Origin of the sequence: Williamsia sterculiae (assembly GCF_900156495.1) — a bacterium.
In the GTDB taxonomy this organism is placed as follows: domain Bacteria; phylum Actinomycetota; class Actinomycetes; order Mycobacteriales; family Mycobacteriaceae; genus Williamsia_B; species Williamsia_B sterculiae.
Window position 1 is genome coordinate 193,980 of sequence record NZ_FTNT01000007.1, and the last position, 14,699, is coordinate 208,678.

The 14,699-nt window shown below is 67.9% G+C and carries 11 protein-coding genes; 4 read left to right on the forward strand and 7 right to left on the reverse strand.

Annotation, left to right across the window (positions count from 1 at the left end; all coding sequences use genetic code 11):
- Positions 1-7 precede the first annotated feature (7 nt).
- The 3 genes from BW971_RS12970 to panB all read right to left on the reverse strand — a co-directional run bounded on the left by BW971_RS12970 (position 8) and on the right by panB (position 3,503).
- Positions 8-1,543, reverse strand: coding sequence for a CYTH and CHAD domain-containing protein (locus BW971_RS12970; RefSeq protein WP_076480169.1), 1,536 nt, complete (start codon positions 1,541-1,543; stop codon positions 8-10).
- 46 nt (positions 1,544-1,589) lie between these two features.
- Positions 1,590-2,549 carry a prolyl aminopeptidase gene (gene pip / locus BW971_RS12975; protein ID WP_076480311.1) on the reverse strand — a complete coding sequence of 320 codons (960 nt, stop codon included), beginning with the start codon at positions 2,547-2,549 and terminating at the stop codon, positions 1,590-1,592.
- A 99-nt stretch (positions 2,550-2,648) separates the two neighbouring features.
- Positions 2,649-3,503, reverse strand: a complete 855-nt coding sequence (gene panB, locus BW971_RS12980) for a 3-methyl-2-oxobutanoate hydroxymethyltransferase (RefSeq protein ID WP_076480171.1) — start codon at positions 3,501-3,503, stop codon at positions 2,649-2,651.
- Positions 3,504-3,719: 216 nt separating this feature from the next.
- Here panB and BW971_RS12985 point away from each other — a divergent pair, with 216 nt between their 5' ends.
- From BW971_RS12985 to BW971_RS13000, 4 genes are all read left to right on the forward strand, one after another.
- Positions 3,720-5,354: an alpha/beta hydrolase gene (locus BW971_RS12985; RefSeq protein ID WP_083709913.1), complete on the forward strand. Its 1,635-nt coding sequence runs from the start codon at positions 3,720-3,722 to the stop codon at positions 5,352-5,354.
- 84 nt (positions 5,355-5,438) lie between these two features.
- Positions 5,439-6,779, forward strand: coding sequence for a glutamine synthetase family protein (locus tag BW971_RS12990; protein ID WP_076480175.1), 1,341 nt, complete (start codon positions 5,439-5,441; stop codon positions 6,777-6,779).
- A 103-nt stretch (positions 6,780-6,882) separates the two neighbouring features.
- Positions 6,883-9,894, forward strand: coding sequence for a bifunctional [glutamine synthetase] adenylyltransferase/[glutamine synthetase]-adenylyl-L-tyrosine phosphorylase (locus BW971_RS12995; protein WP_076480177.1), 3,012 nt, complete (start codon positions 6,883-6,885; stop codon positions 9,892-9,894).
- Positions 9,895-9,905: 11 nt separating this feature from the next.
- Positions 9,906-10,907 (forward strand): endonuclease/exonuclease/phosphatase family protein, encoded by a 1,002-nt coding sequence (locus tag BW971_RS13000; protein WP_143690341.1) that lies wholly within the window; start codon positions 9,906-9,908, stop codon positions 10,905-10,907.
- 24 nt (positions 10,908-10,931) lie between these two features.
- On the opposite strand, the gene BW971_RS13005 is transcribed toward BW971_RS13000, so the two are convergent.
- The 4 genes from BW971_RS13005 to BW971_RS13020 form a co-directional block, all read right to left on the reverse strand.
- Complete coding sequence (locus tag BW971_RS13005) at positions 10,932-11,855, reverse strand: glycine betaine ABC transporter substrate-binding protein (RefSeq protein WP_076480315.1); 924 nt, start codon at positions 11,853-11,855, stop codon at positions 10,932-10,934.
- Positions 11,856-11,929: 74 nt separating this feature from the next.
- On the reverse strand, positions 11,930-12,760 hold the full coding sequence (locus tag BW971_RS13010) for an ABC transporter permease (protein WP_407701219.1): 831 nt from the start codon (positions 12,758-12,760) through the stop codon (positions 11,930-11,932).
- The gene (locus BW971_RS13015) at positions 12,757-13,950 is read right to left on the reverse strand and encodes an ABC transporter ATP-binding protein (RefSeq protein ID WP_076480179.1); all 1,194 of its coding nucleotides are present in this window, start codon (positions 13,948-13,950) and stop codon (positions 12,757-12,759) included. Before BW971_RS13015 ends, BW971_RS13010 begins: the two co-directional genes overlap by 4 nt.
- A complete protein-coding gene (locus tag BW971_RS13020) occupies positions 13,943-14,593 on the reverse strand; it encodes an ABC transporter permease (protein ID WP_076480319.1) in 651 nt (216 codons plus the stop codon). The genes BW971_RS13015 and BW971_RS13020 overlap by 8 nt, the downstream gene beginning before the upstream one ends.
- Positions 14,594-14,699 lie beyond the last annotated feature (106 nt).

The following is a 14,699-nucleotide window of genomic DNA, read 5'->3' on the forward strand; positions in this document are numbered from 1 at the left end:
TCGCGCTCTAGAGTTCTCGGGCGACCGCCCGGTACTCGGCGAGGGCGGCGTCGGACAACCTCTGTTCGTGGGCGTCGATCCGACCGAGCACGAATGCGTCATGGCGGTGCAGCCCGTCGTGGGTGAGTGCCTCGCGCAGCCGTTCCCTGGCCAGCGCGGCGTCGTGGAGGTCGCCCAGCGACGACTGGATGCGTTTGGCGGCCTTGGCGATGGTCTTGTGCTTCTTGGTGGCGACCCCGTTGGGCAGGTCGGCGGCCGACTCAGCGCTGTACCGCAAGCGCTTGGCCTTCTTGCGCACCGTGTGCATGGCCTCGGTCCACTCGTCGCAACCCTCGGGCAGTTCCGCGGCGTGGGCCTGCGCTCTGGCCACCGCCTTGCGGCCCTTGCGGACGGCGCGGCGTATCTCGTCCTCCGCGGGGTTCTCGGCCCGCTCGCCGGGTTCCGGTCGGGCCAACAACTCGTCGAGACCATCCAACAACGCAAAGTACCGATCGGAGTGCATCGACGTCTGGATCACGGCCATCGCATCCGCCCGGGTCCGCGCGAGCTCGTCGACGAGCAGGGTGCGCAGCCCCGCCCCCGGATCCTCGCCCGCGAGCGAATCCTCGTTGCGGGCCAACTGCACTTCGGCGTCGCGGGCGGCACCGAGCAACTGTCCGAGAAGCTTCAACTCGTCGGCGACATGTCTGGTCTTGGGACCCCAGATCACGTCCGGGAAGCCGTGCAGCACGCTGCGGATGCGGCGCGCGGCCACGCGCATCTGGTGTACCGCATCGGGTTCGTCGGCGCGGACCAACGGATCGTTGGCGACCAACAGGTCGACGTGCTGGGCGACCTGGGTGAGCACCAGTTCCAGTGCGGTGGGCTCGGCACCCATCCCGTGCCTGCGTCGCGGCGGGATGTCGCCGACGGTGCGGGCAAGTTTCGACGCGCTGGACGCGGTCTGGGCGCCCGCCGCGATGAGAGCGGACTCGGCCGCGTCGAGCAGCCCCCGACCACCGCCGTCGAGTTCGAATTCCCATTCCGCCCACTGATGGCCGGCGCCGTGCGGCAACAACGACTGCGCGGTCACCTGGTCGGCACACATCACGGCCAGGACGGCACCCTCGGCGTCGAGGAGTTCGGTGACGGTCCGTCGGGTGTCGATCGAGGCGATCGGGATCAGGGTGTGGTGTCGGGTGAGCGCCAACACCGGCACGATCAGCTCGTCGGGTACGGGGGACGAGGACTCGACCCCGGCGGCCGCGATGTCACCGATGTCGGCCACGATGCCGTCGTCGGGTAGATGGAGTTCGCGTCGCCCCGCACCGACGGACGGCCGCTTGAGGTGCCACCCGGCGTCGTGTCCACCGCGGCGTCGGCGCAGGGTGATCTTGTTCGAGAGCAGATCCAGTCGCTCGGTGTCGTAGTAGATCGCCTGCAGCGACTCGACGTAGGGATCGGCCACCGTCGCCACCCCGGGTAGCCCACTGAGGTCCGGGACCACCCGCCCGGCGTCCACGTCGAACTTCAGCTCGATCTCCAGATGTTCGGTGGCGCTCACGGTGGTGTCTGCTCCTGTCGTCGTGCTGCGTGGTCTGTCGGTCGGGTCAGCGCCGCGCGAAAGCGTCGGTCGCGGCAACCAGTTCGGCGGCGATGCCGGGTTCGTAGGAGGCGTGCCCGGCGTCGGGCACGATGGTCAGGTCGGCGATGGGCCAGGCCCGGTGCAGGTCCCAGGCACTACGGGCCGGGCAGACCACGTCGTAGCGGCCCTGCACGATGACTCCGGGGATGTGGGCGATGCGGTCGGCGTCGCGCAGCAGTTGGCCCTCGTCGAGGAATCCGCCGTTCATGAAGTAGTGGTTCTCGATACCCGCGAACGCCAATGCGAACCGCTCCTGTTCGGGTTCCTGATCGGGCGGGCGGATGAGGTGGCTGGTGGAACGCTCCCATTCGGTCCAGGCCATCGCCGCTCGTGCGGCGACCGTGGGATCGTCGGAGTTCAGCAGCCGGTGGTAGACGGCCACGAGGTCGTCATGCCGCTCCGGGACGGGGATCGGTGCCAGATAGTCCTCCCACAGGTCAGGGAAGATGTTCGCGGCGCCACCGTTGTAATACCAGTCGATCTCGCCGCGGCGCAGCAGGAAGATGCCGCGGAGCACGAGTTCGGTGACCCGTTCCGGGTGACGTTGGGCGTAGGCCAACGACAGCGTCGATCCCCACGAACCGCCGAACAACTGCCATCGCTCGACACCGAGGTGTTCGCGCAGTCGCTCCATGTCGGCGACCAGATGCCAGGTGGTGTTGATGGTCAGGTCGGCACCGTCGGCGATGTGCGGGCGTGAGTGCCCGCAACCGCGCTGGTCGAAGAGGATGATGCGGTAGGCCTGCGGGTCGAAGAACCGCCGCTGCAGCGGGGTGGTCCCGCCACCGGGTCCGCCGTGCACCACCACCGCCGGGCGGCCGTTCGGATTCCCGCCGGTCTCCCAATAGATCTGCTGGCCGTCGCCCACGTCGAGGTGACCGGTCTCGTAGGGTTCGATCTCCGGGTAGAGGGCAGCGTGGGTCATCACTCAACTATGCCCGTACCCCGGCTGCGAGAGCTCGGGACCGGTCGGTCTTTCACCGGGGTATCGGCCGGCGGATCTCTCGGCGAGCGGGGCGGGTGATCAATACGAGTGCTCGGGGGCGGGGAAACGTCCCGTGCGCACCTCGTCGGCGTAGGTGCGGGCGGCGGTGCGCAGCTCGGTGCCGACGTCGGCGAAACGCTTGACGAATCTCGCGGTCTTTCCGCTGGTCAGTCCGGCCATGTCCTGCCACACCAGGACCTGTGCGTCGGTCTCGTTACCCGCGCCGATCCCGACCGTCGGGATGGTCAGCTTGCGGGTGATCTGACCGGCGAGGTCGGCGGGCACCATCTCCATCACCACCGCGAAGGCACCGGCCTCCTGGACCGCGATGGCGTCGGCGACGAGCTGGTCGGCGGCATCGCCCCGACCCTGGACCCGGAATCCGCCGAGGCCGTTGACGCTCTGCGGCGTGAAACCGATGTGGGCCATCACCGGGATCCCGGCGGCGGTGAGCGCGGCGATCTGGTCGGCGACGCGTTCACCGCCCTCCAGCTTCACCGCGTGGGCACCGCCCTCCTTGAAGAACCGGATGGCCGATTCGAGCGCCTGCTGCGCGCCGGCCTCATACGAGCCGAAGGGCAGGTCGGCGACCACCAGTGCGTGCGGTGCGCCACGGACCACGCCACGAACCAGCGGCAGCAGTTCGTCCACAGAGACCGGGACCGTGGTGTCGTAGCCGTAGACCACGTTGGCGGCGGAGTCGCCGACCAGGAGGACGGGGATCCCCGCCTCGTCGAAGACCCGTGCGGTGGAGAAGTCGTATGCGGTGAGCATCGACCATCGGTCACCCTCGGCCTTCATCTGGGCCAGATGGTGTACCCGGGTGGTGCGACGGGAGGCGGAGTCGGCGGGAGCGGAGGACGCGGACGCGCCGTAGACAGAGCTGTCGGACATGAGTGTCTCTTTCGTGCCTCGAGTCCCCGTGGGGTGAGGGCACGGCGGCGACACCGAGACTCCGATGTCGTGTCGTGTCCCACCGGGGGTACCCGGGTGGATATGGACAACGCCATTCTCGCACCGGCACGCACCCGTGAACCCGTAACGACCTGTGCCTTCGGTCACAACGCGTACCGCTGCGGTCGGCTGTGTCGCGCTGCCTAGGATGGCCCGATGCGACCTTCTCGGCACCGACTCCTTCGGCTGCGAGTGTTCGGCCGCGCCCCGGTGCTGCTCTGTGTGGTGATCGTCGGGCTCGGAGTCGGGACGGCGGGTTGTGCGAGTACGGAGACCGGTCAGGCGGTGCCCGCCGACACGCTGGGGGCGACATCGTCGGCGAGCGCCGCGCCGCGTTCCTCGCAGGCTTCGGAGTCCGCTGATCTCAGCCGGTTCTACGACCAGAAGATCGCCTGGGGTGGTTGCGAGAAATTCCTCCCCGGGGACGACGGGTACCCCAAGCAGCGCAGTCGATGCGGGATGCTCACCGTCCCGGTCGACTACACCAGGCCGGACGGGGCCACCGCGCAGATCGCGGTGTACAAGCTCAGCGCCACGGGCCCCCGGATCGGTTCGCTGATGATGAACCCCGGCGGCCCCGGCGCCTCGGCGGTCACCTTCGTGGCCGGCCAGGCCGCCGATCTGGACCGGCAGGCGGTGTCCCGACGGTTCGACCTGGTGGGATTCGACCCCCGAGGGGTGGGCAGCTCGACCCCCGAGATCCGGTGCCGCACCGACGCCGACCGTGACCGCGACCGGGCCCGCGACGACACCGATTGGTCGCCCGCGGGAATCGCCCGGATGGAGGGCGAGGCCCGCGACGACGCCCGAAAGTGTTCCAGCGGGATGGGCGACGAGTATCTCGCGCACCTCGGCACCGTCGACGTCGCCCACGACATGGACGTGTTGCGCTCGGCCCTCGGCGACGACAAGCTCAACTACCTCGGTTACTCGTACGGAACCCGCATCGGCGCCTCCTACGCAGAGCAGTTCCCCGACAGGATTCGTGCCATGGTCAACGACGGGGCGGTCGATCCGGCAGCCGACCCGGTCGCGGAGAACCTGCGGCAGAACGAGGGTTTCCAGAAGGCGTTCGACGATTTCGCCAAGGATTGCGCGACCCGGCCCGACTGCGCGCTGGGTACCGACCCGACCACGTCCACCCAGCGTTTCCAGCAATTGGTGCGGCCACTCATCAACCGACCGGCTCGTACCGCCGACCCGCGCGGCCTGTCGTACGGCGATGCGCAGACCGGCACCAGTCAGGCGCTGTACAGCAAGGATCTCTGGAAGTATCTGCGCCGCGGGCTCGGCGAACTGACTCAGGGTCGCGGCGACACGATCCTGCGGCTGGCCGATCTGTACGAGGGCCGCGACAAGGACGGTGCCTACGACAACAGTGCCGACGCGTTCACGGCCATCCGCTGCGTCGACGACCCCCCGATCACCGATCGCGCGACGGTCGACCGGCTGGAAACCGACACCCGTCGAGTCGCGCCGTTCCGCGACGACGGCCGTGGCACCGGACACGGTGCCGAGGACGCGTGTGCTTTCTGGCCGGTGCCGAACACGTCGACCCCGCATCGCATCGACGCGCCCGGCCTGCCGCCGACCGTGGTGGTGTCCACCACCAACGATCCCGCGACCCCGTATGCGGCCGGGGTGGATCTGGCGAAACAACTCGACGCCCGGCTGATCACGTATCGCGGGACCCAGCACACGGTCTCGTTCGAGGGGGTGCGCTGCGTCGACGACGCGGTCAACGCGTACTTCGTCGATCTCACTCTGCCGAAAGTCGGACTCACATGCTGAGACACTGCGACTGAAGTGCCTGCATATTCTGCTTGAATCAGTCTCGTAACACGGATTTAACAGCACCCTCCTAGTCTCCGGAGCATGGATCGCCAAAAGGAATTCGTGCTGCGGACCCTCGAGGAGCGCGACATCCGGTTCGTGCGGCTGTGGTTCACCGATGTCCTCGGCTATCTGAAGTCCGTGGCCATCGCACCCGCCGAACTCGAGGGTGCCTTCAACGAGGGAATCGGCTTCGACGGTTCATCGATTGAGGGGTTCTCGCGGGTGTCGGAGGCCGACACCATCGCCAAACCCGATCCCTCGACGTTCCAGATCCTGCCGTGGACCACCAGTACCGGTCGGCACCACTCGGCCCGCATCTTCTGCGACATCGCCATGCCCGACGGCACCCCGTCGTGGGCGGACTCGCGGCACGTGTTGCGCAGGCAGCTGAACAAGGCGGCCGACGAGGGATTCAGCTGTTACGTGCACCCGGAGATCGAGTTCTTCCTGTTGAAGAACGCGCCCGAGGCCGGTGAGTTGCCCGTCCCGGCCGACGCCGGCGGCTACTTCGACCAGTCCATCCACACCGCCGCCCCCAACTTCCGCAGGCACGCCATCGAGGCACTGGAGTCGATGGGCATCTCGGTGGAGTTCTCCCACCACGAGGGTGCGCCGGGACAGCAGGAGATCGATCTGCGCTACGCCGACGCGCTGTCGATGGCCGACAACGTGATGACCTTCCGTTACCTCGTCAAGGAGGTGGCGCTCGGTGAGGGTGTCTGGGCGACGTTCATGCCCAAACCGTTCAGCGAGTACCCGGGGTCGGCGATGCACACGCACATGAGCCTGTTCGAGGGTGACACCAACGCCTTCCACAACCCCGACGACCCGCAGCAACTCTCGGCGACCGGGAAGAAGTTCATCGCGGGCATCGTCGCGCACGCGAGTGAGATCAGCGCGGTGACCAACCAGTGGGTGAACAGCTACAAGCGGCTCATCCACGGCGGTGAGGCGCCCACCGCGGCCACCTGGGGTGGTGCCAACCGCTCGGCACTCGTTCGCCTGCCGCTGTACACCCCCAACAAGGCGTCGTCGCGCCGCATCGAGGTGCGCAGCCCCGATTCGGCCTGCAACCCGTATCTGGCTTTCGCGGTGCTGCTGGCCGCAGGGCTGAAGGGTATCCGGGAGGACTACGAACTCCCCGATGAGGCCGAGGACGACGTGTGGGCGTTGACCTCCGGCGAGCGCCGGGCGATGGGGTACGAGGAACTGCCCGGCAGTCTCGCTGACGCCTTGAAGGTGATGGAACGCTCCGAACTCGTCGCCGAGACCCTCGGTGAGCACGTCTTCGACTACTTCCAGCGCAACAAGTGGGCGGAGTGGGCCGCCTACCGCAGCCGCGTCACACCGTACGAGCTGGACACCTACCTGTCCCTGTGAGCTCGTGCCGGTGTGAGCCGGTGTAGCCCCCAGGCCGACGTGGGCGAGGGTCGCGGCAGCGCGTGATTTCCGGGTCGCCGGGTGACGCGACTACCGTCGAGGCGTGACACCGCCCCTCCCGCGCAACCGGGTTCCCGGACCCGGCAGGCTCGGTCTGCTCGACCCCACCGCCGCTGACGACCTCGCCGCCCTGGGGTGGAACAACGAGAAATCCGTCGACCTGCTGTGGGCGTTGTCCCGTGCACCCGATGCCGATCTGGCGTTGCGGAGTCTCGTGCGGCTGGAGTCGGCGGTCGAAGGTGACTGGCCCGAGATCGACCTGCTGCTACGCGAGGACAGGTGCTTCCGCGGACGGCTGTTCGCGGTCGTCGGGTCGTCCTCCGCGCTGGCCGATTTCCTGGTCGCCGAGACCCGCAGCTGGCGGCTGTTGGTTGTCGACGAGTTGCCCGATCGGGACGCCATGTTCGCCCGGATGCTGGGATCGGTGGAGGCGGTACCGGTCGGTGACGAGGTGGACCGCGGTAATCAGATTCACCGGGCGGCGATCTCGGGACCCCGAGCGGTGGTGGCCCTGCGGACCGCCTACCGCGAACTGCTGCTGCAACTCGCCGCGCGCGACCTCGCGCCGACGGTCGAGGACGAACCCGTCATGTGGTTCCCCGAGGTCGGTGTCCACCTCGCCGACATGGCCGACGCCGCGATGACCGCGGCGCTGGCCGTCGCGATCGGTGAGATCTGTGGCGACGACGATCCCACCGGTCGTCTCGCGGTGATCGCGATGGGCAAGTGCGGCGCTCGTGAACTCAACTACGTCAGCGACATCGATGTGGTGTTCGTCAGCGAGCCCGCCGACGGGCGCAGCGCGCGGCTGGCCGGTGAACTCATGCGGATCGGCTCGTTGGCCTTCTTCGAGGTGGATGCGGCGCTGCGACCCGAGGGCAAGGCGGGCGCGCTGACCAGGACGTTGGAGTCGCATCTGGCCTACTACCGGCGCTGGGCCAAGACGTGGGAGTTCCAGGCGTTGCTCAAGGCCCGGCCGATGACCGGTGACATGGAGTTGGGCGCGCGGTACCTCGAGGCGGTCAGCCCGATGGTGTGGGAGGCCTGCGAGCGGGAGGACTTCGTCCCGGAGGTGCAGGCCATGCGTCGCCGGGTGGAACAGAACGTGCCCGAGGGTCTGCGGGATCGGGAACTGAAACTGGGCAGCGGCAGCATTCGCGACGTCGAGTTCGCGGTGCAGTTGCTGCAGATGGTGCACGGTCGCGTCGACGAGACGCTGCGGGTGCCGTCGACCGTCGCGGCGCTGTCGGCCTTGACGGCGGGTGGCTACGTGGGCCGCGACGACGGTGCCAACCTGACCGCGTCGTACGAGTTCCTGCGATTGCTGGAACACCGCCTGCAGTTGCAGCGACTGCAACGCACACACATGTTGCCGCCGTTCGACGATGACGAGGGCATGCGCTGGTTGGCCCGCGCCGCGCACATCCGCCCCGAGGGGGACCTCGATGCGACGGGTGTACTGCGGGCCGAGATCCACCGTCAATCACTGCGGGTACGGCGGTTGCACGAGAAGCTCTTCTACCGCCCGCTGCTCAACTCGGTGACCCGCCTCGACGCCGACGAGCTGCGGTTGTCGGACACGTCGGCGGAGCGCAGGCTCGCGGCGCTGGGTTACACCCAGCCCGACCGGGCGCTTCGGCATCTGCAGGCGCTGACCGGGGCGACGGGTCGCCGGGGCCAGATCCAGGAACTGTTGCTCCCGACGCTGCTCGAATGGCTCAGTCGCACCCCCGACCCCGACGCGGGTCTGCTGAACTATCGCAGGCTGTGCGAGGCGGCTGCCGACCTGGACTGGTTCTTGCGGTTGCTCCGCGACGAGGGGGTGGTGGCCGAGCGGTTGATGCGCGTGCTGGGCACCTCGGCATACATCTCCGAACTGTTGATGCGCTCACCGGAGGTCATCCGGCTCTACACCGACGGCACCGACGGGCCGAAGTTGGTGGAGGTGAAACCCGCGGACGTGGCGGGCGGTCTCATCGCGTCGGCGCTGCGCCAGCAGGACCCCAAGCGGGCCATAGCGGTCGCCCGCTCGCATCGACGCGCCGAACTGGCCCGGATCGCATCGGCGGACATCCTGGGCATGCTCGACGTCCCGCAGGTGTGCGAGGCGGTGTCGAGCGTGTGGGCGGCGGTGCTGAACGCGGCGTTGATGGTGGTGGTGGCCGACTCCGAACGTCAGCGGGGCGAACCCGCCCCGGCTCTGCTCTCGGTGATCGGGATGGGCAGGCTCGGCGGCAACGAACTCGGTTACGGTTCGGACGCCGACGTGTTGTTCGTCTGCGATCCGGTGCCGGGGTCCGACGAGGCGGGTGCGGTGCGGTGGGCCAACACCATCGCCGAACGGGTGCGTGCGTTGTTGTCGACGCCGAGCGCGGACCCGCCGCTGGAGGTGGACACGGGGTTGCGCCCCGAGGGACGCAACGGTCCGGTGGTGCGGACACTGGCCGCCTACGCGGCCTACTACCGGCAATGGGCACAGCCGTGGGAGGTGCAGGCGCTGCTGCGGGCCAACACGGTCGCGGGCGACGAGCAGCTCGGCACCGAGTTCCTGCTCATGGCCGACGTGACGCGGTACCCCGAGGGCGGGGTGTCGCGCGACACCGTCCGTGAGATCCGTCGGATCAAGGCCCGGGTCGACGCCGAACGGTTGCCCCGCGGCGCCGATCCGCACACGCACACCAAACTGGGCCGCGGCGGTCTCGCCGACATCGAGTGGACCGTGCAGCTCATGCAACTGCGCTACGCCCACCGGTTGCCGAGCCTGCACAACACCTCGACCCTGCAGTGTCTGGAGGCGATCGGTGCGGCGGAGTTGTTGGGCCAGAACGACGTGGCGCTGCTGTCGGAGGCGTGGCTGACGGCCACCGCCGCCCGCAACGCATTGGTGTTGGTTCGCGGGAAACCCGTGGATCAGCTGCCCGGTCCGGGGCCGGTGCTGCGGGCGGTGGCCTATGCGGCCGGTTGGCCCGACGATCAGGCCGCGGAGTTCCTGGACAACTACCTGCGGGTGACCCGCCGGGCCAAGGCCGTTGTCCTCAAGGTGTTCGGTGAATAGGCTGCTGGCGCATGAGGGGGAGGCGCTCCGGGCGCGTCGGTGACCGGGGGTCGGTGATCCTCCGGATCCTGTGGTTCGTGGTGGTGGTGCTCGGCTGGCTGCTCATCGCGGCTGCGGCGGTGGCGATCTGGTTGCACTTCTACGCCTCCCGCGGTGAGGTCGCGACGGCCGCCACGGCGGTGGTCCCGTTCGCGGTTCTGGGCGGGGTGCTCGCGGTCGTCTTCTTCGCCATCGCCCGTCGCTGGATCGCGTTGGTGCTGGCCGTCGTCGTCGTCGGGGTCGCCGGGTGGACGCAATACCCGCTCTGGGTGCATGACGATGCCTCGGGAGGCGCGCGCGTGACGGTGGTGTCGGCCAACATCCGGCTCGGTGCCGGCGATGTGAACGACCTGGTGGAACGGGTACGGAGCACCGGCGCCGACGTGCTCGCGGTGCAGGAACTGAGTCCCGAAGCGCTGCAACGCCTGCGCGACGCAGGGATCGGAACGCTGCTACCCAACGAGTACAGCGCACCGAAGCCCGGTGGTCGGGGCGGTGCCCTGTTCACCCGACAACCCATGCGTGACCGCGCCCGGGTACCCAATCTGTTGTTCGAGAACCTGCGGGCGGTGATCGACCTGCCGGGAGTCGGTGCGACGACGGTCTTCTCGGTGCACCCGGTGCCACCGGTCAAGCAGCAGGCGCTGCCCGACGCCCCGCGACTGTGGGCCACCGAACTGTCCATGCTGGGCACCGAACTGCGCGGTGTGCGGGGGCCCGCGATCGCGGCGGGCGACTTCAACAGCGGCTACGACCACAAACGCTTCCGCGACCTGTTGGTCGGTGGTTATCGTGACGCCGGTGACACCGCCGGTGCGGGTTTACTCCCGACCTATCCGGAGGATCGGTGGTGGGGTCCCGCGGTCACCCTCGACCACGTGATCTCCACCGGCTGGCGTGCGGAGTCGTTGTCGTCGTTCACGGTCGGTGGGTCCGATCATCGTGGACTGGTCGCGGTGCTGCGGGCCGGCTGACCCCCAGCACCGCGATCCGACTGCTCAGTCCTTCACGAATCCCTTCGACACCATCCAGTCGCGGGCGACATCTGCGGGCTCCCGACCGTCCACGTCGACCTGACGGTTCAATTCGGTGATCTCGGGGATGGTCAGGGCCGCGGACACCGGCGCGGTGACCTTGGCGATCGACGGGTACTTCTGCGCGATGGCCTCCCGCATGGTCACCGACGCGTTGTAGCGGGGAAAGAACTTCTTGTCGTCGTCGAGCACCACGAGATTCAGCGCCTTGATGCGCCCGTCGGTCGTGAACACCTCACCGAACTTGCAGTTGCTGTTGGCGATCGCCTGGTAGATGACACCGGTCTGCAGGATCTGGGTGGGCGCGGCCGCCGGGTTGAAACCGTACGCGGCCGCCATCCCGGGGAATCCGTCCTGACGACTGCGGAACTCGGTCTCCACACAGGTGGTCGCCTGGCTGGGGTCCTTCTTCACCAAGGCGGCGTAGTCCGACAGTGTCTTGACGCCGGTGGACTTGGCATTGGCCTGGTTGGTGGCCAGCGCGTAGGTGTTGTCCATCGGTGCCGGGTCGAGCCAGACGATCCCGTTCTTCTTGTCCGCATCCCGCACCGCGATGTACTGCTCCCGCGCGTCGGGAATCGGCTTCTCGTTCTTCAGGTAGTTGATCCACCCGGTGCCGGTGTACTCGTAGGTCAGGTCCACCTGACCGGCGACCATCGCGTCGCGGGTGCTGTTGGAGCCGAAGATGTTGGTCAGGTCGCGGACGTCGGCACCCGCCGCCGACAGGGTGAACTCCAGGATGTACCCCAGGATGACCTGCTCGGTGAAGTCCTTGGACCCCACGACCAGCTTGGCGCCCTTGAGATCCGGTTGCGGGGTGATGGTGCCCGGTTCGACCTTCAGCGGCAAGGCGCCGCCGGACTGCAGACCGCAGCCGCTCACCAGCATCACCGTGGCGCTCAGGAGCGCGGCAACGCCGAGGACCACACCGCGGGCGCGTCTGCGCGGGTGAGAACTCCTCATCAACGAAGTCCCTTCGGGCTCAGGTACTTCTCGGCCACGGCACCGAGCCAGTCCACGGCCAGAGCCACGCAGACGGCCAGCACCGCACCGAGAATCAGGGTCACGTTGTCGCGCAACTTGTATCCGGTGTCGATGAGGATGCCGAGGCCGCCCGCGTCCACCAGGAAACAGAGGGTCGCGGTACCCACCGCCAACACCAGCGAGGTGCGCAGGCCGGCCAGGATGAACGGCACGGCCAGCGGTAGCTCGATGCGGCGCAACACCGTCAGGCCGCTCATACCCTGCCCCTTCGCCGCGTCGATCAGGGTCGGATTCACCTCACGCAGACCGAGCATGGTGTTCCGCAGCACCGGCAGGATCGAGTAGAACGCGATGGGCAACACACCCACCCAGAACCCGGTGGTCGCCGTCCAGAGGAAGAACAGCACCAGCAGGCCGATCGCCGGGGCGGCCTGACCGATGTTGGCCAACCCGATGAAGACGGGCGCCAACCAACGGAATCGCCTGCGGGTGACCAACACACCCACCGGGATGGCGACGATCACCACGATCAGGGTGATCGCCACGGTGAGGGCGAGGTGCTGCAGGAACAGATCCCATACATAGGAGGCGTTCACGGTCGCCTTCTGCGTCGCCGTGAGGTCCTGGCTGAAGGCCCACGCGATGACGGCCACCGCGACGACGGCGACGATGATCGGTTGCAACCACAACTGGACGTTGGTGGCCCGGGAGATCGGGTCGGCGTTGGTGGCGGGTGCGGCGACGTCGTCCGGCTCGGGGGCTTCGGGTGTCACACCCGGTGCCCCGGTGTGACCGGTGTCGGTGCTCACCGGCGATCCCCGACCTTGGTGTCCGCGTGTTCGGCGCGCAGCCCCCGGATGGTCTCGATGAGGGTCTCGATGGTCACCACGCCGTGGTAACGGCCGCGGGCCCCGGTCACCACCGCGGAGGCGTTGCGCTCGGCCAGGATCGCCTCCAACGCGTCCTGCAATGTCGACTGGGTGCTGACGGTCTCACCGAGGGCGACACCGATGTCGCGCAACGACGAGGCGCCCTGCAGGTGGTCGCGGTCGGTCCACCGGATCGGCCGATCGCGGTCGTCGACGATGACACCCCAGTCCTGGACGCGCGCGGCGAATTCGGCCACCGAGTCGCTCTCCTTCGCGGTGGGTCGCTGTTCGATGTCCACGTCGCGGACCCGCAAGAGATTCAGCTGCTGCAGCGATGCGCCCGACCCGACGAAGCCGGCTACCGTCTCGTTGGCGGGGTGGGCCAGAATCGCCTCAGGGGTGTCGTACTGCAGGACCGCCGACTGATCACCCAGCACGGCGATACGGTCACCGAGTTTGACGGCTTCGCTGAAGTCGTGGGTGACGAAGACGATGGTCTTCCGGAGTTCGGACTGCAGCCGCATCAGCTCGTCCTGGAGCAGTCCGCGAGTGATCGGATCCACGGCACCGAAGGGCTCGTCCATCAACAGCACCGGTGGGTCGGCGGCCAACGCGCGGGCGACGCCCACACGCTGCTGCTGACCACCGGACAGCTGGCGCGGGTATCGGCCCCGGAACTGACCCGGGTCCAGGCCGACCAGGTCGAGCAGTTCGTCGACGCGGGAGTTGATCCGGTCCTTCTTCCATTTCAGCAGCTTGGGCACCACCGCGATGTTCTGTCCGACGGTCATGTGCGGGAACAACCCGGCCTGCTGGATGGAATAGCCGATGGTGCGCCGCAACTCGTTCGGGTCGATGGACAACGCGTCGCGACCACCGATGGTGATGCGTCCAGACGACGGTTCGATGAGGCGGTTGATCATCCGCATCGTGGTGGTCTTGCCACTGCCGGAAGGGCCGACCAGGATCACGATCTCGCCCGCCGGGATGGTCAGCGACACATCAGCGACCGCGGGTTGCTGTTGGCCGGGATAGCGCTTCTCCACGTGGTCGAGGATGATCTCGACCCCGGAGATGTCCGGATTGGTCACGGGGGTGCTGGATTCGCCGGTGACGTGCGCGTCAGTCACGGATGCCTTTCGAAGTGGTCAGTTTTCCGATCACCACGTAGATGGCGTCGAGGATGAGGGCGAGGATGACGACGAGCACGGTTCCGACCAACGCCTGGGGCACGGCCGTCGGGCTGCCGATGCGGGACAGTCCGGAGAAGATCAGGTTTCCCAGACCGGGTCCCTTGGCGTAGGCGGCGATGGCCAGGATGCCCATCGCGAGCTGTGTGCTCACCCGCATCCCGGTGAGGATCGACGGCCACGCCAGCACGAGCTCGATGCGACCGAGCACGCGCCACGGGTTCATCCCGATGCCCTTGGCCGCATCGGTGATCGCCGGGTCGACGGCCGCCAGACCGACGATGGTGTTGCGGATGATCGGCAACAGCGAGTACAGGGTCAGTGCGATGACCGTGGGGACCACGCCGAGCCCGAACAGCGGGATCAGCAGACCCAACAGGGCGAAGGAGGGGACGGTGAGGATGGCGCTGGAGAGTGCGGTGGCCAGCGCCGACCCCGCCGGACTGCGGTAGACGGCGACGCCGACGACCACCCCGATGACCGTCGCCAGCAGGACACACTGGATGACGGCGCTGACGTGCAGGTACGAATCGGTCACCAACTGCGAGCGCCGGTTGCTGATGAAGTCCCAGATGTCGTTCAGATCAAGCCTCCCCGTACGGAACCGAAGCCCAGAGCGTTGACATTGTCTGCTCATCTTTGCGGTATTCGGGCAGAATTGTGGGACAACTCCGATTTCGTGTCTCAAA

Bases quoted from the DNA above. Each gene is read 5' to 3' on its own strand.
- pip (WP_076480311.1), bottom strand. From the start codon at position 2,549: ATGACCCACGCTGCCCTCTACCCGGAGATCGAACCCTACGAGACCGGT.
- panB (WP_076480171.1), bottom strand. From the start codon at position 3,503: ATGTCCGACAGCTCTGTCTACGGCGCGTCCGCGTCCTCCGCTCCCGCC.
- BW971_RS12985 (WP_083709913.1), top strand. From the start codon at position 3,720: ATGCGACCTTCTCGGCACCGACTCCTTCGGCTGCGAGTGTTCGGCCGC.
- BW971_RS12990 (WP_076480175.1), top strand. From the start codon at position 5,439: ATGGATCGCCAAAAGGAATTCGTGCTGCGGACCCTCGAGGAGCGCGAC.
- BW971_RS13000 (WP_143690341.1), top strand. From the start codon at position 9,906: ATGAGGGGGAGGCGCTCCGGGCGCGTCGGTGACCGGGGGTCGGTGATC.
- BW971_RS13005 (WP_076480315.1), bottom strand. From the start codon at position 11,855: ATGCTGGTGAGCGGCTGCGGTCTGCAGTCCGGCGGCGCCTTGCCGCTG.